At 74.2% G+C, this 25,072-nt stretch carries 28 protein-coding genes; 13 read left to right on the plus strand and 15 right to left on the minus strand.

All coding sequences use genetic code 11. The features are described from left to right. Nucleotides 1–27 precede the first annotated feature (27 nt). A complete protein-coding gene (locus tag ACIO5E_RS32600; RefSeq protein WP_400674830.1) occupies nucleotides 28–972 on the minus strand; it encodes a polysaccharide deacetylase family protein in 945 nt (314 codons plus the stop codon). Between the two features lie 238 nt (nucleotides 973–1,210). On the opposite strand from ACIO5E_RS32600, the gene ACIO5E_RS32605 reads away from it, so the two are divergent. Continuing rightward, nucleotides 1,211–1,732, plus strand: a complete 522-nt coding sequence (locus ACIO5E_RS32605; protein WP_400674832.1) for a GNAT family N-acetyltransferase — start codon at nucleotides 1,211–1,213, stop codon at nucleotides 1,730–1,732. Between the two features lie 18 nt (nucleotides 1,733–1,750). Here ACIO5E_RS32605 and ACIO5E_RS32610 read toward each other — a convergent pair whose 3' ends face one another. After that, on the minus strand, nucleotides 1,751–2,641 hold the full coding sequence (locus ACIO5E_RS32610; RefSeq protein ID WP_400674835.1) for a carbohydrate kinase: 891 nt from the start codon (nucleotides 2,639–2,641) through the stop codon (nucleotides 1,751–1,753). Between the two features lie 392 nt (nucleotides 2,642–3,033). Between ACIO5E_RS32610 and ACIO5E_RS32615 the strand changes: the two genes are divergently transcribed. The 3 genes from ACIO5E_RS32615 (at nucleotide 3,034) to ACIO5E_RS32625 (ending at nucleotide 6,257) form a co-directional block, all read left to right on the plus strand. Further along, a complete protein-coding gene (locus ACIO5E_RS32615; protein ID WP_400674837.1) occupies nucleotides 3,034–4,554 on the plus strand; it encodes a M1 family metallopeptidase in 1,521 nt (506 codons plus the stop codon). 349 nt (nucleotides 4,555–4,903) lie between these two features. Next, nucleotides 4,904–5,431 (plus strand): SigE family RNA polymerase sigma factor, encoded by a 528-nt coding sequence (locus ACIO5E_RS32620; RefSeq protein ID WP_400674840.1) that lies wholly within the window; start codon nucleotides 4,904–4,906, stop codon nucleotides 5,429–5,431. Then, nucleotides 5,418–6,257: a hypothetical protein gene (locus ACIO5E_RS32625; RefSeq protein ID WP_400674842.1), complete on the plus strand. Its 840-nt coding sequence runs from the start codon at nucleotides 5,418–5,420 to the stop codon at nucleotides 6,255–6,257. Before ACIO5E_RS32620 ends, ACIO5E_RS32625 begins: the two co-directional genes overlap by 14 nt. A gap of 75 nt (nucleotides 6,258–6,332) precedes the next feature. Here the strand turns inward: ACIO5E_RS32625 and ACIO5E_RS32630 are convergent, their stop codons facing one another. Beyond that, entirely contained in the window at nucleotides 6,333–7,433 is a 1,101-nt protein-coding gene (locus ACIO5E_RS32630) for a chemotaxis protein (protein ID WP_400674845.1), read from the minus strand. Between the two features lie 188 nt (nucleotides 7,434–7,621). On the opposite strand from ACIO5E_RS32630, the gene ACIO5E_RS32635 reads away from it, so the two are divergent. Next, nucleotides 7,622–7,858 (plus strand): hypothetical protein, encoded by a 237-nt coding sequence (locus ACIO5E_RS32635; RefSeq protein WP_400674848.1) that lies wholly within the window; start codon nucleotides 7,622–7,624, stop codon nucleotides 7,856–7,858. Nucleotides 7,859–7,886: 28 nt separating this feature from the next. Here ACIO5E_RS32635 and ACIO5E_RS32640 read toward each other — a convergent pair whose 3' ends face one another. From ACIO5E_RS32640 to ACIO5E_RS32650, 3 genes are all read right to left on the minus strand, one after another. After that, nucleotides 7,887–9,407 carry a sigma-70 family RNA polymerase sigma factor gene (locus ACIO5E_RS32640; RefSeq protein WP_400674850.1) on the minus strand — a complete coding sequence of 507 codons (1,521 nt, stop codon included), beginning with the start codon at nucleotides 9,405–9,407 and terminating at the stop codon, nucleotides 7,887–7,889. Between the two features lie 118 nt (nucleotides 9,408–9,525). Then, a complete protein-coding gene (locus ACIO5E_RS32645) occupies nucleotides 9,526–10,539 on the minus strand; it encodes a CAP domain-containing protein (protein ID WP_400674853.1) in 1,014 nt (337 codons plus the stop codon). A gap of 140 nt (nucleotides 10,540–10,679) precedes the next feature. After that, complete coding sequence (locus tag ACIO5E_RS32650) at nucleotides 10,680–11,147, minus strand: GNAT family N-acetyltransferase (RefSeq protein WP_400674856.1); 468 nt, start codon at nucleotides 11,145–11,147, stop codon at nucleotides 10,680–10,682. Nucleotides 11,148–11,205: 58 nt separating this feature from the next. Here ACIO5E_RS32650 and ACIO5E_RS32655 point away from each other — a divergent pair, with 58 nt between their 5' ends. The 5 genes from ACIO5E_RS32655 (at nucleotide 11,206) to ACIO5E_RS32675 (ending at nucleotide 14,036) form a co-directional block, all read left to right on the plus strand. Next, nucleotides 11,206–11,511: a hypothetical protein gene (locus tag ACIO5E_RS32655; protein WP_400674859.1), complete on the plus strand. Its 306-nt coding sequence runs from the start codon at nucleotides 11,206–11,208 to the stop codon at nucleotides 11,509–11,511. Between the two features lie 196 nt (nucleotides 11,512–11,707). Further along, complete coding sequence (locus ACIO5E_RS32660) at nucleotides 11,708–11,941, plus strand: ferredoxin (RefSeq protein ID WP_400674862.1); 234 nt, start codon at nucleotides 11,708–11,710, stop codon at nucleotides 11,939–11,941. Between the two features lie 115 nt (nucleotides 11,942–12,056). Then, a complete protein-coding gene (locus ACIO5E_RS32665; protein WP_400674864.1) occupies nucleotides 12,057–13,271 on the plus strand; it encodes a cytochrome P450 in 1,215 nt (404 codons plus the stop codon). A 161-nt stretch (nucleotides 13,272–13,432) separates the two neighbouring features. Further along, entirely contained in the window at nucleotides 13,433–13,597 is a 165-nt protein-coding gene (locus ACIO5E_RS32670) for a hypothetical protein (protein ID WP_280683469.1), read from the plus strand. Nucleotides 13,598–13,697: 100 nt separating this feature from the next. Further along, nucleotides 13,698–14,036: a hypothetical protein gene (locus ACIO5E_RS32675; protein WP_400674866.1), complete on the plus strand. Its 339-nt coding sequence runs from the start codon at nucleotides 13,698–13,700 to the stop codon at nucleotides 14,034–14,036. Nucleotides 14,037–14,089: 53 nt separating this feature from the next. Here ACIO5E_RS32675 and ACIO5E_RS32680 read toward each other — a convergent pair whose 3' ends face one another. The 4 genes from ACIO5E_RS32680 to ACIO5E_RS32695 form a co-directional block, all read right to left on the minus strand. Next, nucleotides 14,090–14,989, minus strand: a complete 900-nt coding sequence (locus tag ACIO5E_RS32680) for a hypothetical protein (RefSeq protein ID WP_400674868.1) — start codon at nucleotides 14,987–14,989, stop codon at nucleotides 14,090–14,092. Between the two features lie 36 nt (nucleotides 14,990–15,025). Beyond that, complete coding sequence (locus ACIO5E_RS32685; protein WP_400674871.1) at nucleotides 15,026–15,310, minus strand: DUF427 domain-containing protein; 285 nt, start codon at nucleotides 15,308–15,310, stop codon at nucleotides 15,026–15,028. A gap of 136 nt (nucleotides 15,311–15,446) precedes the next feature. Next, nucleotides 15,447–15,683, minus strand: coding sequence for a DUF6296 family protein (locus ACIO5E_RS32690; protein WP_400674873.1), 237 nt, complete (start codon nucleotides 15,681–15,683; stop codon nucleotides 15,447–15,449). A gap of 73 nt (nucleotides 15,684–15,756) precedes the next feature. Then, nucleotides 15,757–15,993, minus strand: coding sequence for a DUF2277 domain-containing protein (locus ACIO5E_RS32695; RefSeq protein ID WP_400674876.1), 237 nt, complete (start codon nucleotides 15,991–15,993; stop codon nucleotides 15,757–15,759). A gap of 153 nt (nucleotides 15,994–16,146) precedes the next feature. Here ACIO5E_RS32695 and ACIO5E_RS32700 point away from each other — a divergent pair, with 153 nt between their 5' ends. Continuing rightward, nucleotides 16,147–17,370, plus strand: coding sequence for an MFS transporter (locus ACIO5E_RS32700; protein ID WP_400674879.1), 1,224 nt, complete (start codon nucleotides 16,147–16,149; stop codon nucleotides 17,368–17,370). Here ACIO5E_RS32700 and ACIO5E_RS32705 read toward each other — a convergent pair. Together ACIO5E_RS32705 and ACIO5E_RS32710 are read right to left on the minus strand one after the other, a co-directional pair. Next, the gene (locus ACIO5E_RS32705; protein WP_400674881.1) at nucleotides 17,367–17,900 is read right to left on the minus strand and encodes a gamma carbonic anhydrase family protein; all 534 of its coding nucleotides are present in this window, start codon (nucleotides 17,898–17,900) and stop codon (nucleotides 17,367–17,369) included. The genes ACIO5E_RS32700 and ACIO5E_RS32705 overlap by 4 nt on opposite strands. A 206-nt stretch (nucleotides 17,901–18,106) precedes the next feature. Further along, nucleotides 18,107–18,673 (minus strand): DJ-1/PfpI family protein, encoded by a 567-nt coding sequence (locus ACIO5E_RS32710; protein ID WP_400674883.1) that lies wholly within the window; start codon nucleotides 18,671–18,673, stop codon nucleotides 18,107–18,109. Nucleotides 18,674–18,931: 258 nt separating this feature from the next. On the opposite strand from ACIO5E_RS32710, the gene ACIO5E_RS32715 reads away from it, so the two are divergent. Both ACIO5E_RS32715 and ACIO5E_RS32720 read left to right on the plus strand, forming a co-directional pair. Then, nucleotides 18,932–19,480 (plus strand): RBBP9/YdeN family alpha/beta hydrolase, encoded by a 549-nt coding sequence (locus ACIO5E_RS32715; RefSeq protein WP_400674885.1) that lies wholly within the window; start codon nucleotides 18,932–18,934, stop codon nucleotides 19,478–19,480. 31 nt (nucleotides 19,481–19,511) lie between these two features. After that, the gene (locus ACIO5E_RS32720) at nucleotides 19,512–20,096 is read left to right on the plus strand and encodes a hypothetical protein (protein WP_400674887.1); all 585 of its coding nucleotides are present in this window, start codon (nucleotides 19,512–19,514) and stop codon (nucleotides 20,094–20,096) included. Between the two features lie 124 nt (nucleotides 20,097–20,220). Here the strand turns inward: ACIO5E_RS32720 and ACIO5E_RS32725 are convergent, their stop codons facing one another. From ACIO5E_RS32725 to ACIO5E_RS32735, 3 genes are all read right to left on the minus strand, one after another. Further along, nucleotides 20,221–22,509 carry a transglycosylase domain-containing protein gene (locus ACIO5E_RS32725; RefSeq protein WP_400674890.1) on the minus strand — a complete coding sequence of 763 codons (2,289 nt, stop codon included), beginning with the start codon at nucleotides 22,507–22,509 and terminating at the stop codon, nucleotides 20,221–20,223. 176 nt (nucleotides 22,510–22,685) lie between these two features. Next, nucleotides 22,686–24,182: an alpha/beta hydrolase gene (locus ACIO5E_RS32730; protein ID WP_400674893.1), complete on the minus strand. Its 1,497-nt coding sequence runs from the start codon at nucleotides 24,180–24,182 to the stop codon at nucleotides 22,686–22,688. Nucleotides 24,183–24,334: 152 nt separating this feature from the next. Beyond that, nucleotides 24,335–25,027: an HAD-IA family hydrolase gene (locus ACIO5E_RS32735; protein ID WP_400674895.1), complete on the minus strand. Its 693-nt coding sequence runs from the start codon at nucleotides 25,025–25,027 to the stop codon at nucleotides 24,335–24,337. Between the last annotated feature and the right edge of the window lie 45 nt (nucleotides 25,028–25,072).

Here is a 25,072-nt window from a genome sequence, read left to right on the forward strand (position 1 = left end):
CCCCCCTCGGGAGACCCCGAGGGTCTCCTACAGGTAGTCGTCCAGGCGACCGAAGGAGAAGCCCTGCGCCGTGACGTCGTTGACGACCTTGCGGAGCAGCTCCGGCATCGAGGCCTTCCAGATGCCGGTGCCCCGGAAGTGGGTCAGGATGATGTCGCCCGGGTGGAGCTTCCGGTCCTCGTAGCGCCACTCCATGTGGTCCGGGAAGGCCTCCTCGTTCCACAACGGCACCGCCTCGACGCCGCAGGACGCCGCCGCGCGCAGCGTGTCGTCGTTGTACTCGCCGTACGGGGGCCGGAAGAGCCGGGGGCGGACGCCGATCTCCTTCTCCAACTGGTCCTGCTGGCGGCAGATCTCGTCGTGCTGGGTGTCGTAGTCGAGGACCTTCAGGTTGCGGTGGTTGATGGTGTGGTTGTTGATCTCGACGCCCTGGTCGTGCAGGTCGCGGAAGTAGCCGTAGTTCGAGCGGGCCAGGTAGTCGGAGACGTAGGTGCTGAGCGGGATGCCGAGTTCGGCGGCCATCCGGGAGAACTCGGGGTCCTTCTCGTCGCCGTCGTCGACGGTCAGGAAGACCACCTTCGCTTCGGTCGGCACCCGGTACACCACCGGCGGCCTCCCGTCCTTGAGCTTCACACCCTGGGACTGGGTCAGCACCGACCTGGTCGCCGGGCGCGGCGGGGTCTTCAGCGGCGGGCGCTCCAACCCCCAACGGCGCGCGGTCTCCACCGCCGCCAGGGCGGCCGCCTCCTGGCGGGCCACCGCCTCGGTGCGGCCCTCCTCCTCGTTGCGGGCCAGGCCCGGCAGCGCCTGGGCCACGGCGGGCGCGGCGTTCACCTTGTTGGGGACGGCATCCGGCCGGGGGGAGCCGGCCGACCCGGCGCAGCCGGCGACGACGGAGAGGCAGACGGTGGTCAGCAGGCCGGTCCGCACACCCGCGCCCAGGCCGGCCCCGCCCTGCCGACGCTCCCTCAAACCACCATTAATCCGACCATTTGATGATCTGTTCATACCCGCACTGCTCCCCTGCAGCGCACCTCCGCCAATCCCCTCATCACCCGCGCGGTGCAACGACGCGCCGGGCGCCTTGCCCCTCCTTTGCCGAGCCGACGCCCGAACCGACGGCTGAACCGACGCCCGAGCCGACCGCTGACCGGGCACGGCCACGAAAACTCGATTGCGGCCGGAGCGCACGACCACCGATCATGCGCGCATGACGATCACCGCGCCCCGCACCTCCGACCTCTGGTCCGTCACCACGGCCGACGTGACCACACCCGAGGCCCTGGCGCTGCTGCGCGACTACTACTACGACGTGGCCAACCGCTACTACCGCCTGCACCTCGGCCGCGAGGGCACCCCCGAGGAACTGGAGTCGGGCCTGGCCGACTCCCCCAGCGACGACCTCGCCGAGCCGGACGGCCTGTTCCTGATCGGCCGCTACGACGGCGCGGCCCAGTCCTGTGCCGGCCTGCGGCGGCACGACGCCGACACCGTCGAGCTGACCCGGGTCTTCGTCCGCCCCGGCCTGCGCGGCACCGGCGGCGGCTCCCGCCTGCTCGCCGCCGTCGACGAGGCCACCCGCTCGCTCGGCGCCCACCGGATCGTCCTCGACACCCGCCTCGACCTGGTCGAGGCCCGCGCGCTCTACACCCGCCACGGCTACCGCGAGATCCCGGCCTACAGCAGCCGCCCGTACGCCCAGATCTGGTACGGCAAGGAGCTCGGCCGCTAGCTAGCGCCCGTCGGCGCGCTAACCCGCCGGCGCCAGCGCGGCGGTGAGTTCCGCCGCCGAGGGCGGGTTGGAGCCGGGGCGGGAGACGGTCAGCGCGGCGGCCGTCACGGCCTGGGTCAGGCAGCCGGGGAGGCCGGCGCCGGCCGCACGGGCGTGCAGGAAGGCGGCCGTGAAGGAGTCCCCGGCACCGACGGTGTCGGCCACCGGCACCCGGACCGCCTCGGCCCGCGCCCGTACGCCCTCGGCGGTGAGCGCGAACGCGCCGTCGGCGCCCAGGGTGACCGCGACCACGGCCGGCCCGAGGGCGAGCCAGCGGCGCGCGACCGCCTCCGCGCTCTCGCCGGGGTAGAGCCAGGCCAGATCCTCGTCGCTGGCCTTGACCACGTCGCTCAGCGCCACGCAACGCTCGACGCGCCGCACGGCCTGCGCGCGCTCGCCCATCAGCGCGGGGCGCACGTTCGGGTCGTAGCTGACCTGCGCCCGGCCGCGCCAGCGCTCGACCAGGTCGAGCACCGCCGCCGCGCCCGGGTCGGTGACGGCCGCGATCGAGCCGAGGTGGATCGCGGCCGGCGCCGCGCGCAGCTCGGTCGGCGGCAGTGTCCAGCCGATGTCGAAGGTGTACCGCGCCCGCCCCTGCCCGTCGAGTCGCACCACGGCCGAGGGCGTCCGTTCGACCTCGGCGGCCCGGACCACCACCCCCGCCGACTCCAGGTGCGCCCGGATCAGTCGGCCGTTGGCGTCGTCCCCGAGTTGGGTGAGCAAGGTGGCCGGCCGCCCCAGCCGGGCCAGGCCGTACGCGACGTTCGCGGGGCTGCCACCGGGGTGGACCGTGTCCGGGGCACCATCCGTGCGGACGATGTCGGCAACGCACTCGCCGATCACCAGAACGTGCGAATCGGGGCTGGTCACGGCGGCTCCTGGCATCCGGTACGCGGGCGTCGTCTCGGCCGCCAGCCTACGGGGTGCACGCGGGCATGAGGGACGGCCGCCGGACCTGGCCAGGTTCTCCGACGGCCGTGGCCTCGTCCGTCAGGGGGCGAAGCACTTCGAACGTTAGTCAGCGCACGTCGGCCCCGCCAGCAGTGTGGTCCGTCCGGGGGACGGCCGGGTGTCGGCGCCGTTGCCGGAGACGCCGCCCGGCCGCCGCCCCCGGTCCACTAGCATCCCTGCTCGGTGCGTCACACACGTGCTGCCGCCGGGCCCCGCTCCTCGGCCCGGCTCCCGAAGCCCGATCCCCCAAGCCCGACGCCCCAAGCCCGACGCCCCAAGCACGACGCCCCAGGCACGACTCCCGAAGTGCGGTGATCACCCTGCTCAGGCCCCGTGCCGGACTCGCCCTCCCGCTCGCGCTCAGCACGGCGCTGCTGTCCGCCAGCGCCCCGGTCGCGACCGCCGCGGCAGGCCTCGGCGATCCGGTCTTCCCCTCACTCGGCAACACCGGGTACGACGCGCTCGCCTACGACCTGTCCTTCGACTACCGGCCCGACACCCGCACGGTCGACGCGACCGCGGTGATCACCGCCCGGCCGTCCCGCACGCTGGCGCGCCTGGAGCTGGACGCGCTCGGCCTGACCGTGCGCGCCGTCCGGGTCGACGGGCGCTCGGCGGAGTTCGCCGCCCACGACGAGAAACTGAGCATCACCCCGGCCCGGCCGCTGCACCGCGGCACCACCGCACAACTGACGGTCGAGTACACCGCCGACCCGCACGCCAGGCTCCCGCACACCGGCTGGGTGCCGACCCCGGACGGCTTCGCGGTGGCCGGCCAGCCGGACGCCGCGCACACCGTCTTCCCGTGCAACGACCACCCGAGCGACAAGGCCCGCTTCACCATCGCCGTCACCGCGCCCGACGCTCTCCAGGGCGTCGCCAACGGGGAGTTGACGGAGACCGAGCGGATCGGCGACGGCCGGACCACCCGGCGCTACGTCTCCCGCGAGCCGATGGCCACCGAACTCGTGCAGGTCTCGGTCGGCGACTACACCGTGCGCGAGCGCACCGGCCCGCACGGCCTGCCACTGCGCGACGTCGTCCCGACCGCCCGGGCCGCCGAGCTCGAACCCGCCCTGGCACTCACGGCCGACCAGCTGACCTGGGCCGAACAGCACCTCGGGCCGTTCCCCTTCGAGACCTACGGCCTCCTGCCCGCCGACACCGACGACCCGGACGCCTTCGCCTTCACCGGCCTGGAGACCCAGACCCTCACCCTCTACAAGCCGAACTTCCTCCGCCAACCCGAGCCCGCGATCGGCTCGCACATGATGCACGAGCTGGTGCACTCCTGGTTCGGCGACAGCGTCTCCCCCGCGACCTGGGCGGACCTGTGGCTCAACGAGGGGCACGCCGACTTCTACGCCCTGACGTACCGCTACGAACGCGGCTGGCCGGACGCCCAGGGCTCCACCACCCTGGTCGACCGGATGCGCTCCGTCTACGGCCTCGGCGACCAGTGGCGGCACGACGCCGGGCCTGTCGCCGCCCCCACCGCGGCCACGCTCTTCGACGGCCAGCGCTACACCGGTGGCGCGCTGGTGCTGTTCGCACTGCGCGAGCGGGTCGGCGCCGACGCCTTCGACCGGATCGAGCGGACCTTCCTGCGCGAACACCGCCACGGCACCGCCAGCACCCGGGACTACCTGCGCACCGCCTCCGAGGTCTCCGGCCAGGACCTCAGCGGCTTCCTCACCGAGTGGCTGTACGGGCTGCGCACCCCGCCGATGCCGGGTCACCCGGACTGGACGGTCGCCCCGGTGGGCTCCACCCCGGCGGCGGCCGCGCGCGGCGTCCCCGCCGAGCCGCCGCACGGCTCCGGGACGCTCTGACCCGCTCGCCGGTCCGGGCCGGTCCCCGGCGCACCGCCCGTCCGGGCCTTCTCCGTACGCCCCGGGCGCGCCGCACCGTGCGCCCGGACGCCCCGTGAGCGCCTCTGGCCGGGCGGGCCCGAGGGCGCCATCGTGGTGCGCACGGCCCGCCCGCCGCCCGGCCGAGTCCCGGCCGGCTCGCGGGCCGTCCAACGTCTCCGTGCCGGTCCGTCGGAATTCCCGCGTCCGGCACGCAACCCGGAGCACCGTCCAGCGCGTTCAGCTGCCGTGAGAAGGACACCACGACCACGGCCGACCAGGCCGACACGGCTGACGAGAACGGCACGGACACCATGGCGGGGACGGCGGGATGAACGACGGTACACCGGACTTCGAGGAGTTCGTCTCCGCCTGCGGCCCGAAGATGCTGCGCGTGGCCTGGCTGCTGACCGGCGACCCGCACCAGGCCGAGGACCTGCTGCAGACCGCGCTCGCCAAGGTCTGGCCCAAATGGGAGCGGATCTCCATCGACCGGCCCGAGGCCTACCTGCGCAAGACGATGGTGAACTGCCACGTCTCCTGGTGGCGCCGCCGCTGGACCGGGGAACTGCCGCACGGCGAACTGCCGGAGCCGCCGCCGGCGGCGAACGCGGACCCGTACGAGGAGGTGGTGCTCGGGCAGGTGGTCGCCCAGGCCGTCCGTGCGCTGCCACCGCGCCAACGGGCCGTCGTGGTGTTGCGCTTCTTCGAGGACCTCAGCGTCGAGGAGACCGCCGAGGTGCTGCGCTGCAGCACCGGCACGGTCAAGAGCCAGACGCACCGCGCGATCGCCGCGCTGCGCGGCCACTTGCCGGCCCGGGAACTGATGCTGGACGGGGGACACCGTGATCGGTACTGACCTGCTGGGCCCCGACGACCGGGGGCCGGACGGCGTCGAGGGCGAGGAGGAGCTACGGATCCTGCTCCACGAGGCCGTACCGGTGCTGGCCGAGCCCGAGGACCGGATGGCCCAGGTCCGCGCCCGCGCCGCCCGCACCCGGCGACGGCGGCGGGCGGGCGGGCTCGGGGCCGGCCTGACCGCCGGGCTGGTCGCCGCGGCGCTGGCCGCCGCGCCCGCGATCGCCCCCGGGCCGGAGCGGGGGGCGACGGGGGGCACGGCGCCTGCCGCGTCGGTTCCGGCCGCGACGGCGCCCGAGCCGACCGTCTCCGGTGGACCGTCCGTCGAAGCCGGGACGCACAGCACACCGATCCGCTTCTCGAGGTTCCCGATCGTGATGGCCGAGGTCCCGAACGGCTGGTACAGCCAGAGTGCCGTCTCCTCCGACTCCCGGTCGGCCTTCGGCTACCTGTCCACCGGGCCGATCGAGCCGACGCCCTCCTGCCCGCCGACGGCCGGCTCCTGCCCGCCCGTCGACCGGCTGCCCGTCGACGGAGCACTTCTCACCCTCCGGTTGGGCGACGACCCGGGCGTCGTCCAGAAGCTCACCAACGCGCAGGCCGGCCTCGCCAACACGCCACTCGACAAGGACTGCTTCCTGCGCGGCGGCGACAGCGAACTCGTGGGCCACCGGATCGTCATCCAGTCCGGCACACCGCTGATGATCCAGCTGACGGCCTGCCTGAGGGGTCCCTCCGGCCGGACGCTCCAGCAGGTGCACGACGTGCTCGACTCGATCCGGGGCAACCCCGCGGACACCAGCTCGCCGAGTCCCGGCCGAGGCTGATCCGCCCGTCCGGCCGGGCGGCGACCGCGCTGCGGGCCTCGGCGGTGGGCCGTGCCCGGGCCCGCAGCAGGCGGGTCAATACCGCAGGACGGCCGCGATGTGACCGCGGGCGGTGAGTTCGCCGGTGGGGACGAACTGCACCTTGGCACCGGTGTCGAGGGCGCGCTCGACGATCTCGTCGACCATGTCCTCGCGGACGTCCGGCTCACCGGCCGCCGCCGGGACGAGGTGGTTGTCGGTCACCCGGACGGGCTGCCAGTAGTCCTCCTCCACCGCGACCAGCGCGGCCCGGCCCTCGGCGACGGACTGCCAGACCTCGTCGATGCCGGCGGCCAGGCCCTTGACGCCCTGGGCCTGGTCGAGGCGCTCGTGCAGCTCGGTGACGGCCTTGCCGCCCTGCTCGGCGACGGTGGCCCGGACGGCCTCGGCCACCGCGGCGGCCGACGCGTGGCCGAGGCCGCCCCGCGAGACCTGGGCGGCGGCCCGCTTGGCCACGGTGCCGACCTCGTCGAGCAGGGAGATCGCGGCAGCCTCGCCGAGCACGTAGAGCGGGCGGCCGTCGGCCTCCAGCACGGCGGCCAGCGCGGTGTCGGCCGAACGCAGGAAGCGGCGGGTCTCCTCGTCGCGGAACGTGCTCGGCACGTCCCCGATCCGCTCCTTGCGCTCGACGTCCCAGTCCGGCGGGACCTGGTCGAGCGGGAAGCCGGCGGCCGTGTGCTCGACCAGGCGCGGCCCGCTGCCGCTGAACAGGGCGACCCGGTCGGCGGCGACGGTCAGCACCCAGTAGGGTGCACCGGCGGTGTAGGCGGAGACCAGGTTGCGGGTCAGGAAGGTCTCGGACAGCACGACCCGGGCGGGCACCGGGCGCGGTAGGTACCACACCTGGTGCTCGCCGGGGGCCGCGTAGATCACCAGGCCGTCCTCGGCGTGCACGAGGTCGACCTCGGTGAGCGCGCGGTCCAGCTGCTCGACGACGTCCAGCCGGTCGGCCCGGCTGACCGCCTCGTCGGCGTGCAGCCGGCTCTTCGCCTCGGCGACGAGGTTGCGCAGGCGGACCGGGTCCTGGGTGTTGTCGGGCTCGCTGCGGTGGGTGGGCAGCAGAACGGAGACGGCCGGGTAGCGCCGGGGGCGGCGCAGCTCGGCGAGGACGGCTGGCGTGAGCTCGGCTGCGTACATCGGGTGCCCTTCGTGTCGCGGTGGGTGGGTCGGGGGGCGACGAGTCCGACTGCGCGGCGATTCGACCGATTTGCCGGACTCATTCCCGTCCCCTCCCCATCCCACCGCCCTCCTACGCCTCCCGCCACGGGAGAGGGAATCGGCTGGCGCCGCCGTAACCCGCCCGGCGTATCGTCGTTGGACCCGCCATGAAGAAGCGCAGCATGCTCGCCGTCGCCTCGCTCGCCGTGGGTGTCGTGGCCTCGCTCACCGCGCCGAGTGCGCACGCCAGTGCCGTCGGGGGCCAGGACGGGGCGTCCGGGTCGGTGACGAGTGCGCCGGACGCGTTGCCGGGGCAGGTCGGGGACGCGGGCGGCGTGGTCGGCGAGGCGACGGGTTTCACGACGGGGGCGGCGGACGGGCTGGTCGAGATCACCCCGGCGTAGGTCGGGGCGGCGTCGGGACCGCGAGGCGTCAGGACAGCGGGGCGCCGAGGTCCTGGGTCCAGTAGGCGCCGCCGGGGCCGGTGGCCAGGCCGATGCCGACGTCCTTGAAGCCGCAGTCCAGCATGTTGGACTGGTGGATGCCGCCGTCCATCCAGCGGGTGAACACCGTGGCGGGGGCGGTCGGGCCCCGGTCGAGGTTCTCGCCCCACTGGGACCAGCGGTAGCCGGCGGCGGTGAACCGGGCGTCGGTGCGGACGCCGTCGGGGTTGACGTGGTCGAAGAAGCCGCGGGCCACCATGTCGTCGGCGTGCTTCTGGGCGGCGGCGTGCAGTCGGGGGTCGATCCGCAGGGGGGCGCAGCCCGCCTTGGCGCGTTCGGCGTTGACGAGGTCCACGAGCTGGCGTTCGGGGCTGGGCGGTGGCGGGGCACTGGGCCGGGTCGCGGTGGGTGACGGGGTCGGCGTCGGCGTCCCGGTGGGGGTCTCGGTGGGCGTGGCCGCGAGGGTGACCGGGGCGGCGGCCGGGGTCGCGCCGGCCGTCGGGATGTCGGGCGCGGCGGACGGGGTGGTGGGTTCGGGGGCCGCCGCCCGCGGGGATTCGGCGGGGTGCGACCAGACCAGGGCGAGGGTGGTGACGGCCACCACCGCCGCCGTGCCGCTCGCCAGGACGGCCTTGCGCGCCGCCGTCCCGGCCCAGCCGCCGTGGGTGCCGGCCGCGGTCGGGGTGGCGGTGGCGACGGTGGCCGCGGTGTGCTGGAAGTGCAGCAGCGCGGGCGAGCCGAGTGGGATCGGCACCAGGGCGAGTCCGGCCAGCAGCCCCTCGGCGGGGAAGAGGTCACGGCCGAGGCGGTCGCAGGTGGCGCAGCCGCGGATGTGGCGGGCGATGCGCTTGCGCCACACCGAGTTGGGGGTGCCGTCGAAGCCGGCCGTGACCTCGGTGAGTTCGGGGCAGCGGGGGTAGGCGCCGAGGGCGCGGACGACGACCCGGCCGGCTTCGAGTTGCTTCTTCATCCGCTGGACGCGGACGGCGGCGTGCTGTGGGGTCAGGTCGAGTGCTTCGGCGAGTTCGGCGCGGGTGAGTTCGCCGCCGGCCTCCAGCCACCAGAGGGCGAGGAGTTCACGGTCGTCGGGGTCGAGCCAGCGGGTGGCCTCGGCGACTTCCCGGCGCTGGCCGGAGAGGCCGAGGCGCAGGATGGTGAGGTCGGTGAAGTCGGCCCTGGGGTCGACGAGTTCCCAGGTCTCGTCGAGGCCGCCGACGGTCGGCTGCTGCAGGCCGGCGGTGTGGCGGCGGCGGACCTGGTTCATGGTGATGGCCACCAGCCAGGAGCGGAAGGACTCCGGTTCGCGCAGCCCGACGAGGCCGTCCAAGGCGCGGATCATGGTCTCCTGGGCGACGTCGTCGACGTCGGCGTGACCGTCCAGGGCGCGTCCGGCGACGTTGTAGACGAGCGGCAGCCAGGCGGCGACCAGCGCCTCCTGGGCCTGCCGGTCGCCCGCCTGGGCTGCGCGTACCAGGGTGGTCCCGGTCCCGTTCTGCACGTCAGCGTTCATGGTCCGCACTCCGTCTTGCCGTGTTCCGTCCTCCGCTGCCTCCTCGGAGACCTGCAGGGAGTGATCAGATAACAACAATTTGCGCGGAATCGGAAAACGGGCCCTGACGAGGGGCCGGTCAGGCCGGAGCGGCGAAGACCTGGGTCCACCAGGGGCCGCCGGAACCGCTCCGCACGCCCACCCCGAGCTGCTTGAACGCGCAGTTCAGGATGTTCGCGCGGTGGCCGGGGCTGTTCATCCAGGAGTCCATCACGGCGGCCGGGTCCTTCTGGCCGCGGGCGATGTTCTCGCCCCAGGTACTCCAGCGGTAGCCGGCCGCCTCGATGCGGTGGTCGGCGTGGTAGCCGTCGGGGCTGGCGTGGTCGAAGTAGTTGCGGTCCGCCATGTCGTCGCTGTGCGACTGGGCCGCGCTCGCCAGTCGGGGTTCGGCGGTGACCGGGCCGCAGCCGGCCTTGGCGCGTTCGACGTTGACCAGGTCGACGACCTGCTGGGCGTAACCGGAAGCCGCGCCGCCGCCGGCCGGGGCGGGCGCCGAGGTGCTCGCGGGGGCGACGGTGCGCTGCGCGGCGGAGGGGGTGCCGGCGGACTTGGTGGGGGCGGGCGTGGTGGCCGTCGCGATCGGGCTCGGCTTCGCGGTGGCCGTCGGGGTCGCGCTGGTGGTCGGCGAGGTGGTCGGCGAGGCCGAGGCGGTGGTCGGGGCGGCGCTGGTCGGGGCCGCCGCCGGGTCGGTGGCGGCCAGGTCGACCGGCGGCAGGGCGACGGTGGGGGCCGCTGCCCCGGCTCCGGGGACCTGGATGCCGTCGTGGGTGCCGGCCTCGGCGGCTATCAGGTTGTCCGCGGCCAGCGCCTGGCCGGCGGCGTCCCGGTCGGTCGACTTGCCGGCGTAGGCCGCGTAGCCGGCCCCGGCCAGGGCGGCGAGCAGGCCGGTGCCGGCCACGGCGGCGACGACGGCGGAGACCGGGCCGAGCGGGCCGCGCCTTCGGGCCCGTCGGCCCCGGCCTCCGTGGCGTTCCGCGTGCCGCTGGGCGGCCCGGCGCGCGGCGCGGCCGCCCGTCCGGCCGGGGGCTCCGCTCCGTGCGCCGCTCTCGGCACCGCTCGCCGGGAGGATGGTCGTCCTGTCGTCGCTGTTCACGTGGCCACGCTTTCTGTCCGGGTCGGCGGGTCGGGTGCCGACACCTGGGAGACCTCCCGGCGGCGCGCCGATAACAGAAAGTCCGAACGAATGTCCGGAGGCGGGTCACGGGCCCGGCTCAGGGGCCTCCCGGATCCGGCTCAGGGGGCGTCGGGGGCCATGTCGTACGTGACGAACATGGTCCGAGTGGCGACCTGGTCGTACTTGCTTCGGGCGCGGTGGTTGTCGTCGGAGGTGATCCAGCGGACGGTGTTCCAGCCGCGTTCGGCGGCGATCGTCCGCAGCCTGGCCAGCAGTAGGTCCACCGCGCCGCCGCCACGTACCTCGGGCGCGACGAACAGGTCGTCGAGGAAGCCGCCGACGGCGCCGTGCAGCGGGCGGGAGAAGGGGCGGTAGTGGGCGAGGCCGACCGGCGTCCCGTCGCCGGCACGGACCAGCAGGCCCTCCAGTTCGTGGTCCGGGTCCGTGAGCCAGGACCAGACCAGTTCGGCCTTCTCCTCCGGCATCGGCACCCGGTAGAACTCGCAGTAGCCGCGGAAGAGTTCGCGCCAGGCGGGGTAGTCGGCGCGCTCCGGTGCGCCGACGCTCCAGCGGGTCGTGGTGGTCAACTCGGTCTCCCTCGGTCGGGCGGGCCCCGGGGTCGCCGGGCCGCGGTGTGGCGCCAGCATGACGGGCCGTCGGCCCCGCGCCGATCTCCACCACGGCCAAGAGCGGCCGTCCACGCACTCCACTCCGGCGCAGTGCGGGCTGCTCCCGGACCGGCCTGCGCGCGGACCGGTCTGCACCCGCGGGATCGGGCAGGACTCCCGGGCGGCACGGGTCCGGCCGGAACTGGTCGTCGAGATCGCCTCCGACGGCTCCAGCTCGGTCTCCGCCACCCGGCCGGGCGAACCGCAGGACCGGCCCGGCCGGGTGGCGGAGGCCGACACCGGCGCCACCGTGCGGGAGATCGCCGCCACCGAGGGGCTGTGAGTCACGTGTTGGCGGAGTAACGTCAATTTCAAACCTCCTACGCGGCGGGACTGCTCCGGACCCCGATCGAATCGGCCATTCTGGGCGATCCCGGCATCGCACCCTCCGTGGACGCAGAGGTGACGGTTAGGTTGGCAATGACAACGAGAGGCGGCCGCCGGACGCCCGGCGCCGCACTGGTGAGAGGTGCTCGACCATGCAGGTGAGCGTCGACCGGGACCGCTGCTGCAGCTCCGGCATGTGCGTCATGAACGCCCCGGACATCTTCGAACAGGACGACCAGGACAGCCTGGTGAGGCTCCGTCAGACCCAATTCGAGCCCGCGCAGTTCGCCGTACTGAGACTCGCCGCCGATCTCTGCCCGGGCGGCGCGATCAGCGTCACCGAGGAGGACGCCGTCGAGGCGGCGCCCGCCGAGGACGCCGGCTGAGGCACCCGACCGGATTCCGACGATCGCTGACCGTTCCCGACCGCCGCGCGGACCGTCAGCCCCGGCACCACCGACCCACCCAACCGAGGACATCGCGACGCAAGGAGACCCCGCCTTGACGAGCACACCCACCACCCAGGCCGTGCCGATGCCGGCCCCACGCGCCGTCGGCTGCCCGTTCAGCCCGCCGCCCGCCTACACCGAGGCCGCCGCGACGGCGGCGCTCACCCGCGCCAGCCTGCCCGACGGCGAGTCCTGCTGGCTGGCCACCGGCTACGCCGAGGTCCGCGCCATCCTGTCCGACCGCCGGTTCAGCGCCGACGCCCGCCACCCGGCCTTCCCGATGCTGGTGGCCAACCGCCGGGAGCTCGTCATCGAGAACCCGAGCTTCATCCGGCTCGACGACCCCGAGCACGCCCGGCAGCGCCGGATGGTCACCGGCGATTTCCTGGTCAAGCGGGTCGAGGCGATGCGCCCCGACATCCAGCAGATCGTCGACGAGGCACTCGACCGGATGACCGACGGCAGGACCGAGGCCGACCTGGTCGCCGAGTTCGCGCTGCCGGTCCCCTCGCTGGTGATCTGCCTGCTGCTCGGCGTCCCGTACGAGGACCGGGACCGCTTCCAGGGTCTGAGCCGGACCGCGCTCAGCAAGCGCAGCTCGGCCGAGGAGGTCCGGGCCGCCTTCGACGAGCTGCGCGAGTACCTCGGCGGCCTCGCGGCCGGCAAGCGGGAGCAGCCGGGCGACGACATACTCAGCCGCCTCGCCGCCCGGGACGACCTCACGCTCGACGACGTCGCCGCGACCGGCATCCTGCTGCTGATCGCCGGGCACGAGACGACCGCGAACATGATCTCGCTCTCCACCGCCCTGCTGCTCGAACAGCCCGAGCAGATCGCCCTGCTGGCCGACCCGGCGACCCTGCCCGGCGCCATCGAGGAGCTGCTGCGCCACCTGACCATCGTGGACACCGGGCTGCCGCGGGTGGCGCTGGAGGACGTCGAGCTGGGCGGCACCGTGATCAAGGCCGGGGAGGGCGTGATCGCGCTGATCTCCACCGCCAACCAGGACGAGAAGCTGTTCGGCGGTGCCGACCGGCGGCCGGCCGCCGAACTCGACCTCGGCCGGGACGCCCGGCGGCACATGGCCTTCGGCTTCGGCGTGCACCAGTGCCTCGGTCAGCCGCTGGCCCGGGCCGAGCTCCAGATCGCCCTGTCCACGCTGTTCCGGCGGCTGCCCGGCCTGCGGCTGGCGGCCGCACCGGACAAGCTGGAGTTCCGCTCGGAATCGCTCATCTACGGAATGCGGTCACTGCCCGTCACCTGGTGACGGCGCCCGGTCGACGAACGGGCGGGGCCGGCCGGCGGACCGGTGGTCCGGCTGGCCCCGACGCCGGGGCGGGGGCAGGCTGGAAGGGCGAGGGACAGACCCGGCCCTGCTGCGCCCCTGGTCCGGGCGCGCCCGGACCGGCCGAGGAGACGGAGTCCGCGATGACCGACATGAGCGAACGGTCCGAGGTGAGCGCCGACCGCGACGAGGACGTCCGCGCCGCGGATCCCGAAGAAGGCATCACCTCGATGCAGAACCTGCACGCGCAGGACACCTCCCAGGCGGAGGGTGCGCCCACCCTGGAGGAGTCCGGTCCGGACCGCTGAACATCTGTGAGCAGCCGGCCGCCCGGTGGCACCGGGCGGCCTTCGCGACCGCAGGTGTCGTCGCCCGGGTGGCGGCTCACCGGCGGGGGAGGATAGGCGCATGACCGAACACGATCACAACGGCAGGCAGGCCCGACCGCCCGTCGACCCGCGCACGTCGTGGGCGACCTGGACCACGCAGTCGATCATCAGCGGACCCGGCGGGGTGACCACCACCGAGGTCGGCCCCATCTCCGGCGACCTCACGGTGCACACCACCTGGGTCGACGGCGAGACCCGGCTGACCGTCCAGTACACCGGCGCGCTGGACTGGTACACGGTGGCCGGCAGCCCCGTGCCGGCGGCCGACGAGACCACCGCGCGAGCGATCCACCAGGCGATGGTGAACGGCGTCAAGGCCGGCCGCGGCGCGGCCGCCCCGGCGCCACCGGGGGCCTAACGTCCCTGTCCGGGGGTCCTGCCGGGCTCGGCAGGACCCCTGGCACGTCTTGCTCACTCCCCCGGGACGACCTCGCCCTTCACCACCGGCGCCGCCGCGGCCCAGTAGGCGCGGTCGGCCGGGGGGCGCGAGCGCAGGTCCGTCCGGACCTCGCCGGCCAGCCGGCGGGTGTCGCGCCGGTTGACGGTGGCCCCGATGCCGGCGCCGACCAGTAGCGGGGTCAGCGACGGCAGCCGGCGCAGCGAACTGCGGGTGAGCCGGCGGCGGACCTGCTGGCGCACCTCCGCGCCGAGCGCCAGCGCGGCGAACCCGGCCGGCCGGGTCAGCAGTCCCGCGTCGATCCCCCGGCGGTGGGCCCAAGCTCCCAGGTAGGCCCCGGCCCGCTGGGTGACGCTGCCCGGGGGCCGGGCGCCGTAGACCTCGTGCAGCTCGGCGATCAGCTTGATCTCCACGGCCGCCACGGCGAGCGTCTCGGCCGCGATCTCCACCGGCATCGCGGGTGGCACCGGCATCATCGCCGCCGCCCCCACGCCCGCGCCCAGCGCACCGGAGGCCCGGACCGCGCCGGCGACCATCAGGTCGGCCAGCGCCTCGGGGTCGGTCGCGCCGGGGTGCTGGGCGCGCAGCGTGGCGAGGTCGCGCACCGGGATCCGGGGCGCGGTCTGCACCAGCTGCTCGGTCAGGGCCCGGCCGCCGAACGCGGCGCCCCGGGCGGCGGCCCGGCCGCCGGCGCCGAGCAGGCGGGCCGCGTTCCCCACCAGGGCCCGGCCCCGGACGCGCTCGGCGCGGTACTCGGCGACCTGCCAGTCCCCGACGGGCTGCTCGGCCTCCTCGACCAGTTCGGCGAGCTCGCCGGCCAGGCCGACGTCGGGGGCGGGGGCCGGGGTGGGGGCCGGGGCCGGGGTGGGGGCGGGGGCGCGTCTGGAATGTCCGCGTTTACGGAAGACTGCCATGGATATCCGGTACCCCCTCGGCCCCGGCGGTACGCGCTAGTCGGCGATCTCCACCCCGCGCCAGAACGCCACCCGGTCGCGGATCTCCTCGGCCTCCGGCTTCGGGTCGGCGTAGAACCAGGCCGCGTCGGGGTTGGTCTGCCCGTCCACGTCCAGCGTGTAGTAGCCGGCGGTGCCCTTCCAGCTGCACACGGTGGTGGTCCCGGACGGGCGCAGGAACTCGGTCCGGACCGAATCGGCCGGAAAGTAGTGGTTGCCCTCGACGACGACGGTCTCGTCGCTCTCGGCGATGACGGTGCCCTGCCAGCGTGCTGTGGTCATGCCCGCGATTCTGCCCCAGGGACGGGCGGTGACCGGGCGGTTCACGGAAATCGGGCGGTCGGAGCGGCGGTCGGGCCGGGCTGAGCGGAGATCCGGCGGCCGGAGCGGGCGGTCGGGCCGGGCGGCAGCCGGGCGGTCAGGGCAGCGGCTCGGCGTGGACGGGCAGGTGCGGGGACTGGTGGCCGCCGCTGGCGAGCATCCGAACCTCGCCGGCGTCGCTGATCTCGGCCCGGACGATGCCGCTGGCGTCCTCGTACACGGGGTGTCCACCGGGGCCCGTCCCGCTGGTGCGGGTGACCACGACCACGTCCTGCGGGGCCTGGGTTCCGGGGGTGCCGGGGAAGGTGAGCACGTAACGGTTGGCTGGGTTCATCTCCGTCTCCTGATCCCGGTCTCGTGGCCCCGGTGCCGGGCCGACCGATAGGCCCGTCCCGCGGCGGGAGTGCCTACGCGGTGGCCTCGGTGGCCCAGGCGGGCGTGCCGCGGACCTCGAGTTCGGCGAGCAGCCGGGCGGTCGCCTCGGCGACCGCGTCCACCGCCCGCTCGAAGGCCTCGCGGTTGTGCGCCGCCGGGGCACGGAAGCCGGACACCTTCCGGACGTACTGCAGCGCGGCGGCGCGGAAGTCGTCCTCGTCGGCGTCGGGCGTCACCGGCGGTCGCAGCGTCTTGATGTTGCGGCACATGCACCCAGTCTCGCGCGTGGACGCCGCTCTGGCGACCTCCGCCCGTCACACGGACCTCACGGCGGCGTCATCCGGCCGGATGAGGATGCCGGACGAACGAATCCCCCTTCCCGCCGCCTCCCCGTGTGCGGGCGTCACCCCGGAGTCACCCCCTTGCCTCTCGCGCTGCTCGCGCTGGCCGTCACCGCGTTCGCCATCGGCACCACCGAATTCGCCGCCATGGGGCTGCTCCCCCAGGTCGCCGACGACCTGCGGGTCTCCATCTCGCAGGCGGGCTGGCTGATCTCGGCGTACGCGCTGGGCGTGGTCGTCGGCGCCCCGCTGCTGACCGCGCTGGCCGCCCGGCGTCCGCGCAAGACGGTGCTGGTGGCGCTCGCCGGGCTGTTCGCCACCGGAAACCTGCTGTGCGCGCTCGCGCCGGACTTCTGGACGCTGGCCGCCGCCCGGCTGGTCACCGGGCTTCCGCACGGCGCGTTCTTCGGGGCCGGTGCGGTGGCCGCGGCCGAGCTCGTCGCCCCGAACCGGCGGGCCCGGGCGGTGGCCGTGATGTTCTCCGGCCTGACCGTCGCCAACATCGTCGGCGTACCGGCCGCCACCCTGCTCGGCCAACACCTGGGCTGGCGGGCGACCATGCTGGTGGTCGTCCTGATCGCCGCCGCCGGGACACTCGCCATCGCGCGGCTGGTGCCGCCGCTGCCCTCCCCCGGGCAGGCCGGGCTCCGGCACGAGCTGCGGGCCTTCCGCAACGGGCAGCTGTGGCTGGCCCTGGCCACCGTGGTGTTCGGCTGCGGCGGCTTCTTCGCCTGCTACAGCTACATCGCGCCGCTGCTCACCGAGGTCTCCGGGTACGCGACCGGCTCGGTGACGCTGGTGCTGGCGCTGTTCGGGGTCGGGATGACGATCGGCAACGTGCTCGGCGGGTTCGCGGCCGACCGGGCGCTGCGCCCGACGGTCTGCACGGCCTTCGTGCTGCTGGCCGCCACCCTGGCGCTGTTCGCCGTGACCGCGCACGCCCGCTGGTCGGCCGCCGTCACGGTGGTGCTGATCGGGCTGTTCGGCTTCGCGATCGTGCCGGCGGTGCAGACCCTGGTCCTGCAGCAGGCGCGCAGCGCGCCGACGCTGGCCTCGGCGACGGTGCAGGGCGCGTTCAACCTGGCCAACGCACAGGGGGCCTACTTCGGCGGGCTGGCGCTGGACGCCCGGCTCGGCTGGACCGCACCGACCCTGGTGGGTGCCGGCCTGGCCGGGTCGGGCGCGCTGATCGCGGTGCTCGCCTGGGCCGCCGACCGGCGCCGACCGGCCCCCGTCGCACCGGAGCCGGCCGCGGCCGTGACGCCTCTCGGCGTCGGGGGCCAGGGCTTGTCCCACAAGCTCTAAGGCCCGAGGGGCTCGATCTCGCGGTGGGCGGCGGCCAGCAGCAGGTAGCCCTCGCCGTTGGCCTTGATGCCGGCCTTCTCGTCCTCGGTCAGCTCGCGGCGGACCTTGGCCGGGACGCCCGCGACCAGCGAGCCGGGCGGCACCCGCATCCCCTGCGGCACCACCGCGCCGGCCGCGACCAGCGACCCGGCGCCGATCCGGGCGCCGTTCAGCACGGTGGCGTTCATCCCGACCAGGGCGTCGTCCTCGACCACGCAGCCGTGCAGCACCGCGTTGTGCCCGACCGAGATCCGCTGGCCGACCACCAGCGGGAAGCCTGGGTCGGCGTGCAGGGTGCAGTTGTCCTGGATGTTGCTGTCCGGGCCGACGGTGATGGACTCGGCGTCGCCGCGCAGCACCGCCCCGTACCAGACGCCCGCGCCCCGGCCGATCGTCACGTCCCCGACCACGACGGCGTTCGGTGCGAGGAAGGCGCTCGGGTCGACGGCGGGCACCTTGCCCCCGACTGCGGCGATCAGCGGCTCTGCCATGTCTCGTCCTCCTGGTGACGGTTCCTCGTGACGGTGGGCCGTTACGTGTCGCCGGTCAGCGTAGGGGGTGGCCGTCCGCAGCCGGACCCTGGCCCTGCGGGGCGCAGCAGTCGGCCGCCGAGCGGGGCGCGGCTGAACGTCGCCGGGTCCGCCGTGGTGGAGCCGCGCCCCTGAGACGGGTCGGGGGCGCGGCGGGCCGGGGAGAGTCAGGAGGCCGGGGCCTTGGTGCGCAGGATCTCGATGAACGCGCGCAGCCAGGCCGGGTGGTCGGGCCAGGCACGGGCCGAGACGACGACGCCGTCCACCACCGCCTCGCCGTCGACGAACTCGGCCCCCGCCGCCTGCACGTCCGGCTCCAGCGCCGGATAGGCGGAGCTGCGGCGGCCGGACAGCACCCCGGCCGCGGCGGTGATCAGCGGGCCGTGGCAGATCTGCGCGACCGGCTTGTCGCCGGCGAAGAAGTGCTGGACGATCCGCTGCAGGTCGGCGTTGTTCCGCAGGTACTCGGGGGCGCGACCGCCGGGGATGACCAGCGCGACGTAGTCGGCCGGGTCGACGTCGGCGAAGGCGAGGTCGGCGGGCCAGGTATAGCCGGGCTTCTCGGTGTAGGTGTCGTAGCCGTCGACGAAGTCGTGGACGACGAACTGGAGGCGCTTCTTGGTCGGGGCGGCGATGTCGACCTGGTAGCCCTCCTCGCGCAGCCGTTGGTAGGGGTAGAACACCTCCAGCGACTCGGCGGCGTCCCCGGTGACGAGCAGGATCTTCGATGTCATCGCCGACATCCCTCCACATGGTCGAGCGTCCGACATGGCGCGGGCCCGGTCCGGTGGCCACCGGCGGCGCGGGCCCGGTCCAACCTCCCGCACCGGCCGGGCCGTTGGCAACAGGGCGCACCGGCCGGACTGCGGCGCGTGACCGTCGGTGCGAGCCCGCTGCCGGCCGTGTGCGCCGGGTCACCGCCCGGCGGCGGGCGGCGGCGGCGCGCGTCCTAGACTCCTGCTGCCGCCACGACCGCACTCCCGGAGGAGCCCATGCCGGACCGCACCACCTACCTCGTCCTGCCCGGCTACCAGAACTCGGGCCCCGAGCACTGGCAGACCCGCTGGGAGAGCGCCGAGCCGGACGCGTTCCGCCGGGTGCAGCAGGCCGACTGGGACCACCCCGACCAGCCGGACTGGGTGGCCGGGGTGGACGCGGCGGTGGCCGAGGCCGCCGCCGACGGGTCGGTGGTGCTGGTCGCCCACAGCCTCGGCTGCATCACGGTGGCCCGCTGGGTGGCCACCGCGCCCGCCGAGCGGACCGCCGCGGTGCGCGGCGCGTTGCTGGTCGCCCCCGCCGACATCGACACCGCCGAGGTCCCGGAGCTGGCCGGCTTCCGCCCGGTGGCCCTGGCTCCCTTCCCGTTCCCGACCGTGGTCGTCGCCAGCACCGACGACCCGTGGGCCACCCCCGAGCGGTCCCGGCTGTTCGCCGGGGCCTGGGGCGCCCGGTACGTCGAACCGGGCGCGCACGGACACCTCAACTCGGACTCCGGGCTGGGCGACTGGCCGGAGGGCCGCAAGCTGCTCGCTGAGCTGTGACACATCGGACGGGGGGACGATGAGGAACCGGATGCCGAAGGCCAGGCGCGTCCTGGTCCGGCTGCTGCTGGCGGCCGGGGTGACCGCCGTGCTGCTCTACACCGAGGGGCAGTGGGAGAGCCGTTCGGGCGGGCTGATGCTGGTCGCCGACCTGCTGAACCAGCCCGAGCTGCTGCTCGGTGCGGCGCTGGCCGCGCTGATCGCCGCCGCCTGGCTGGGCGACCGGCGCACCGCCGTACGGACGGCCACCCGCGCGGTCACGGTGACCGCCGGCGTGGTGTTCCTGCTCGGCGTACTGGCCGCGCACAAGGTCGCGGCCGCCGAGACCCGCAGCCGGGAGACCGCCCCGGCTCAGCCCGAGCGGGCCCTGGTCGTGGTGCACCGCTCGTACGGCGTCGGACCGAAGAGCGGCGACGACTGGCAGGTGCTGCTGGAGGCCGGTGCGGGCTGGTCCGCGCGGCGCTGGTCGCTGGCCCAGATCGGCCGGGCTCCGGACGACGCCCGGCTGGTGGAGGCGAGTTGGACGGGCCGGGACCAGATCACCGTGGTCACCGACTCCTACCGGCGGGTCTTCAACCTCGACCAGGACAGCGGCGAGCCGGTCGAGGCGCGCTAGGAATTGTCAGACAAGCCCTGGGCCCACGGCGGGGACGCCGAGGATGCCGGGTGGCATGGCGTCGTCGTCCGCCGCCGGGCCCCGGCCCCGCCTGAGCACGGGTACTCAGGCGGGGCCGGGCGGCTCACTGGTCCTGGTTGTCGGCCGGGGCGGAGGGCTCGGAGCGGCCGACCGGGCTGCTCGGGCTACCCGGACTGCTCGGCCGCTGCTTGCCCGGACCGGCGCCGCCGGTGCAGGAGGCGCTCGGCGAGCCGCTGGGGGTGGCGCAACCCGGGTCGCGCTTGGGCGGGTCCGGGATGTAGACGGTCCGGAAGTCCTGCTCGGGCAGGTTCCGGACGGCGTCGTTCATCGCCTCCTGCCAGATCGGCCCGGGGCCGGTCGCCCCGAACACCTCCTTCTGGTAGTGGCCGCCGATCCGGATGTTCTTCATCGGCACCTTGATGCCCGGGCTGCCCAGCCAGACCGAGGCGGCCAGGTTGCCCGTGTAACCGGTGAACCAGGCCGACTTCTTCTCGTCCGTGGTCCCGGTCTTGCCGGCGATCTGGCGGCCGTCGTCCAGGCCGAGTTCCTTCGCGGTGCCCTTCTCGGTCACCCCCAGCAGCACGCTGTTGATCACGTCCGCGGTGCTCTCGGACATCACCTCGCCGCACTTGGCCGGGCTCACCGGGACGTCCTTGCCGTCCACCGTGGAGATCTTGTTGATCGCCAGCGGCGCGCAGTAGGTGCCCCGGGCGGCGAAGCTCGCGTACACGTTGGCCATGGTCAGCGGGCTCACCTCCTGGGTACCGAGGCCGAGGGCGGGCAGCTCCTGGAGCGGGTCGCCGCTCGCCTTGCCGGTCACGCCCAGCTTGTTGGCCATCTGCTTGACGGCGCAGAGGCCGATCTCCTGCTCCATCTGCACGAAGTAGGTGTTGACCGAGCGGGCCATCGCCTCCTTGAGCTCGTACGGGCCGACCTCGGACGCGCTCTCGTTGGGGACGCTGCCCTCCTTCTTGCCCTTGCTCAGGTTCCTCCAGGTGCCGTCGCAGGTCTTCATCGTCGGCCAGTCCATGCGGTTGGGCGAGTCGTACCGCTGGGTGGGCGACAGACCGGCCTCCAGGCCCGCGGCGGCCACGATCGGCTTGAAGTTGGAGCCGGGCTGGAAGCCGATGCCGCCGCCCATCGCCGCGTCCACGTTGTAGTTGACGACGGTCTCGTTCTTCTCCTTCGCCAGACCGTAGGGGCGGGTCTGCGCCATCGCCAGGATCTTGCCGGTGCCGGGCTCGACCATCGTCATCGCCGCCGAGACCGGGTCGGTGACGTACACCTGCCGGGAGACGGCGTTCTGCGCGGCGGCCTGCTTGTCCGGATCCAGCGTGGTGTAGATGTTCAGACCGCCGGTGTCCCACAGCTTCTTGCGCTCGGCGGCGCTCTTGCCGAACACCGGGTCCTGCTTGACCACGTGGCGCACGTAGTCGCAGAAGAAGCCCATGCCGGCCTGGGCGGTGATGCAGCCGTTCTGCGGGTCCTTGTACTTCAGGCCCAGCGGGGCGGCTTTGGCCTCCTTGGCCTGGTCGGCGGTGATGTGCTTGTTCTCGACCATCTTGTCGATGACGGTGTCCCGGCGCTTCTGCGCGGCCACCGGGTGCAGCTTCGGGTCGTACTGGGAGGGGTTCTGCACCAGCCCGGCGAGCATGGCCGCCTCGGGGAGGGCGAGGTCCTTGGCGTCCTTGCTGAAGTACCGCTGCGCGGCCGCCTGTATGCCGTACGCCTGGTGGCCGTAGAAGGTGATGTTCAGGTAGTTGGTGAGGATCTGATCCTTCGTCAGATCCTCCTCCAGCTTGATGGCGTACCGGAGTTCCTGGATCTTGCGGCCGAGCGTCTTGCGCTGCGCCTCCAGGACGGCCGCCGGGTCGTCGCCGGCCTTCTCGACGTTGACGTTCTTCACGTACTGCTGGGTCAGGGTGGACGCGCCCTGGACGGCGGCGCCGCTCTCCGCGTTCTTGGTGATCGCCCGCAGGATGCCCTTGAGGTCGACGGCGCCGTGCTCGTAGAACCGCGCGTCCTCGATGTCCACCTGCGCCTGGCGCATCAGGGGCGACATCTGCTCGGCGGGTATCACCGTGCGGTCCCGCTCGTAGACCTTGGCGATCAGGCCGCCCTTGGCGTCGAAGATCTGCGTCGCCTGCGTCAGCGGCGGGGTCTTGAAGTCGTCGGGGATGCTCTCGAAGCCCTCGGCGCCGCTCTTCGCCCCGAGCCCGACGGCGCCCGCCGCGGGAAGGACGAGGCCGGCCAGCAGGACGCCGCCGAGAGTGCAGCAGCCGAGGAACGTGACCGTGTGACCCAGGAATCCGAGCGGGGTCTCACGGCGCCGCGGGCGCGGCACCCAGGTGTCGCCCGCGTCCGGGGCAGGTATGCGGCTCTTCGGTGACATAGCTGGAACACTAAGGCCGCGAATGCCCTGCCAGGGCAGGGTGTTGGCGAAGCTTTGTCACAAATCCGCCACAGATTCGGCTCATTCCGTCGGGTCAAACGGGTGCCCGTTCGAGGGCAAGGACCGTTCGTCCACGGCCCGTTGCCCCCTCGCCGGTCGGGCCCGTTCGACCCGGCTCAGCCGGCCGGGCAGCGGACGTCCTCGGCCGGTCGGCGGCCGGTGACCAGGAAGTCCGTCACCACCGCGTCGCCGCAGGCGTTCCCGTTGGCCAGGTAGACGTCGTGCCCGCCGGAGTCCACCGTGACCATCCGGGCCCGATCCCCCAGCGCCGCGCGGAGCTTGAGCGCGCCCGGGTACGGGGTGGCGGGGTCGCGCAGGTTCTGCGCCAGCAGGATGTTCGCCGGGCCGCGGCCGGTAACCCGGACCGGCGGCTCGGCCGGCGCGAACGGCCAGAAGGCGCACGGCATCACGTTCACCGGCATGCCCGCGGTGAGCGGACGGGCGGCACGCTCGGCGGCGACGTCCTTCCCGTAGGCGGCCGGATCGGCGGGCCAGGCGACGTCGTTGCAGAGGGTGCCGGCGGAGGCCGCGATGTGGTTCTGCAGCACCTCCTCCGGCGGCACCACCGGCGCGGGCAGCGGGCGGCGGCCGAGGCCGGCCAGCATCAACCGGGCGAGATCGGGGAACGCGCCGTCCGCGTACAGGCTCTGCAGCATGGACTCGCGCAGCACGTTGCCGCTCAGCTCCGCCGGGTTGGCGCCCGGCCAGGGCAGCGGCGCGGCGTCCAGACGGGCGGCGAGGTCCAGGAAGAGCGGGCGGACCTCCTCCGGGGTGTCCGCGACCCGGTCCGGATTGCCGGGCGCCGCGGCCCACTCGGCGAAGTCCGGGAAGCGGTCCTCGGCGCCCTGGCCGAAGGCGGCGAGCCAGCCGCGCCCCACCCGCGACGGGTCCGGATCGTCGTTGCTGTCGAGCACGATCCGGTCGGTCTGCCGGGGGAACATCGTGGCGTAGACGGCGCCCGCGTACGTGCCGTACGAGGTGCCCCAGGCCGAGAGGCGGCGCTCGCCGAGGGCCTGGCGGATCCGGTCGATGTCACGGGCCTCGTTGCGGGTACTGAGGCTGCGCAGCACCGGGCCGCCGTTGCGGGCGCAGGTCTCGGCGACCCGGCGGGCGGTGGCGAGGTTCTCATCGATCGAGCCGTCGGCGGCGGGCCAGGGCCGGAGCTTGACCATCGCCAGGTCCGACTTCTCCAGACCGCAGCTGACCGGCGTCGAACGACCGACACCGCGCGGGTCGAAGCCGACCAGGTCGTAGCGGTCCAGGACGGACTGCGGAAGCCGTTTGGCCGCGCCGGCGGGCCGGTCGAGGCCGTTGTCGCCGGGCCCGCCGGGGATGATCAGCAGGACACCGTGGCGCAGACCCGGTTTGGCGGCCGCGATCCGGGAGACGGCGAGGGTGATCTGCGGTCCGTCCGGGTCCGCGTAGTCGAGCGGGATGGCGAGGGTGGTGCACTGCTGGCGGGTGTCTGCCTGGCCCGGGCAGGCCGACCAGGCGAGGCGGCTCTTCCCGGCGGCGCCCGGGCCCGCCGCTGCGGCGGGCTGGGCGGCGAGGACGGTGACGGCGAGCGCGGCGGCCGCGGTCGCGGCGGCGAGGGTGCGGTTGGGGTTCGGCATGCCCAGAAGTCTGCTGGCGCCGGGGACGTGGTCCCATCCGGGCAGCGGGTCGACCGGGGGTGGGGTAAACCCCCACTCCCGGCCGTTACTGATGGGAGGTCACAATCCTGGCAGCTCCGGCTGGTTCGGGGCCGGTGGCGAGCGCCGGGCGGTCAGGACAGCAGGTCGAGCAGGGGCGTCAGGGCGGCGGGGCGCTGCTCGACCGGCAGGTGGTCCACCGGGTGGAAGGCGCAGCCCAGGGCCGTCGCCCCGCCGTCGCAGGTCCGGTCGTCGCCGACCATCAGCACGTCGGCCGGGGGCAGGCCCAGCCGCTCGCAGGCCGCCTCGAAGATCACCGGGTCGGGCTTCTGCGCGCCGAGCTCGAAGGACAGCACGTAGGCGTCGACGAGCTCGTCGAGCCCGTGCTCCCGGAAGATCGGCCGCAGGTCCCAGCCGATGTTGCTCACCACCGCCACGGGCACGCCCCGGCGGCGCAGCTCCCGCAGCACCGGCCCGGCGTCCGGGTACGGCCGCCAGCTCGCGGGTGCCGTGTGCGTGTCGTAGAGGGCGTCCACGTCGAGGGCGGCGGGCGGCTCGGCCGCGCGCGCCAGCGCGGTGTACGCCGTCCGGTGCAGCTGCGGGGTCAAGTCCCGCTCCTGCCAGGCCTCCTGCACGTCCGCCGGGATGCGGCGGGGCGGCACGCCGCCCGGCAGGGCACCGAACTCCTCCAGCCTCCGGACCAGTTCGGCCCGCTCGGAAGCGGGCAGGCCGAGGCCGGTGGACGCCGCGAAGGCGTCCAGCCACTGGGCGGTCGAGGCGACCCGGAAGAGGGTGCCGGAGAAGTCGAACATCACGCCTTTGGTCACACCGCCGAGCGTACCGGGCCGAGGTGAACACCAGGGTGGGGGCCG

This window comes from Kitasatospora sp. NPDC087314 (assembly GCF_044744365.1).
In the GTDB taxonomy this organism is placed as follows: domain Bacteria; phylum Actinomycetota; class Actinomycetes; order Streptomycetales; family Streptomycetaceae; genus Kitasatospora.

Coding starts and splice junctions, on each gene's coding strand:
- ACIO5E_RS32640 (WP_400674850.1), bottom strand. CDS start 9,407: ATGAACGCTGACGTGCAGAACGGGACCGGGACCACCCTGGTACGCGCA.
- ACIO5E_RS32730 (WP_400674893.1), bottom strand. CDS start 24,182: ATGCCGAACCCCAACCGCACCCTCGCCGCCGCGACCGCGGCCGCCGCG.
- ACIO5E_RS32675 (WP_400674866.1), top strand. CDS start 13,698: ATGACCGAACACGATCACAACGGCAGGCAGGCCCGACCGCCCGTCGAC.
- ACIO5E_RS32715 (WP_400674885.1), top strand. CDS start 18,932: ATGCCGGACCGCACCACCTACCTCGTCCTGCCCGGCTACCAGAACTCG.
- ACIO5E_RS32655 (WP_400674859.1), top strand. CDS start 11,206: ATGACGGGCCGTCGGCCCCGCGCCGATCTCCACCACGGCCAAGAGCGG.
- ACIO5E_RS32725 (WP_400674890.1), bottom strand. CDS start 22,509: ATGTCACCGAAGAGCCGCATACCTGCCCCGGACGCGGGCGACACCTGG.
- ACIO5E_RS32720 (WP_400674887.1), top strand. CDS start 19,512: ATGCCGAAGGCCAGGCGCGTCCTGGTCCGGCTGCTGCTGGCGGCCGGG.
- ACIO5E_RS32630 (WP_400674845.1), bottom strand. CDS start 7,433: ATGTACGCAGCCGAGCTCACGCCAGCCGTCCTCGCCGAGCTGCGCCGC.
- ACIO5E_RS32635 (WP_400674848.1), top strand. CDS start 7,622: ATGAAGAAGCGCAGCATGCTCGCCGTCGCCTCGCTCGCCGTGGGTGTC.
- ACIO5E_RS32620 (WP_400674840.1), top strand. CDS start 4,904: ATGAACGACGGTACACCGGACTTCGAGGAGTTCGTCTCCGCCTGCGGC.
- ACIO5E_RS32710 (WP_400674883.1), bottom strand. CDS start 18,673: ATGACATCGAAGATCCTGCTCGTCACCGGGGACGCCGCCGAGTCGCTG.
- ACIO5E_RS32690 (WP_400674873.1), bottom strand. CDS start 15,683: ATGAACCCAGCCAACCGTTACGTGCTCACCTTCCCCGGCACCCCCGGA.
- ACIO5E_RS32695 (WP_400674876.1), bottom strand. CDS start 15,993: ATGTGCCGCAACATCAAGACGCTGCGACCGCCGGTGACGCCCGACGCC.
- ACIO5E_RS32705 (WP_400674881.1), bottom strand. CDS start 17,900: ATGGCAGAGCCGCTGATCGCCGCAGTCGGGGGCAAGGTGCCCGCCGTC.
- ACIO5E_RS32605 (WP_400674832.1), top strand. CDS start 1,211: ATGACGATCACCGCGCCCCGCACCTCCGACCTCTGGTCCGTCACCACG.
- ACIO5E_RS32660 (WP_400674862.1), top strand. CDS start 11,708: ATGCAGGTGAGCGTCGACCGGGACCGCTGCTGCAGCTCCGGCATGTGC.
- ACIO5E_RS32680 (WP_400674868.1), bottom strand. CDS start 14,989: ATGGCAGTCTTCCGTAAACGCGGACATTCCAGACGCGCCCCCGCCCCC.
- ACIO5E_RS32685 (WP_400674871.1), bottom strand. CDS start 15,310: ATGACCACAGCACGCTGGCAGGGCACCGTCATCGCCGAGAGCGACGAG.
- ACIO5E_RS32670 (WP_280683469.1), top strand. CDS start 13,433: ATGACCGACATGAGCGAACGGTCCGAGGTGAGCGCCGACCGCGACGAG.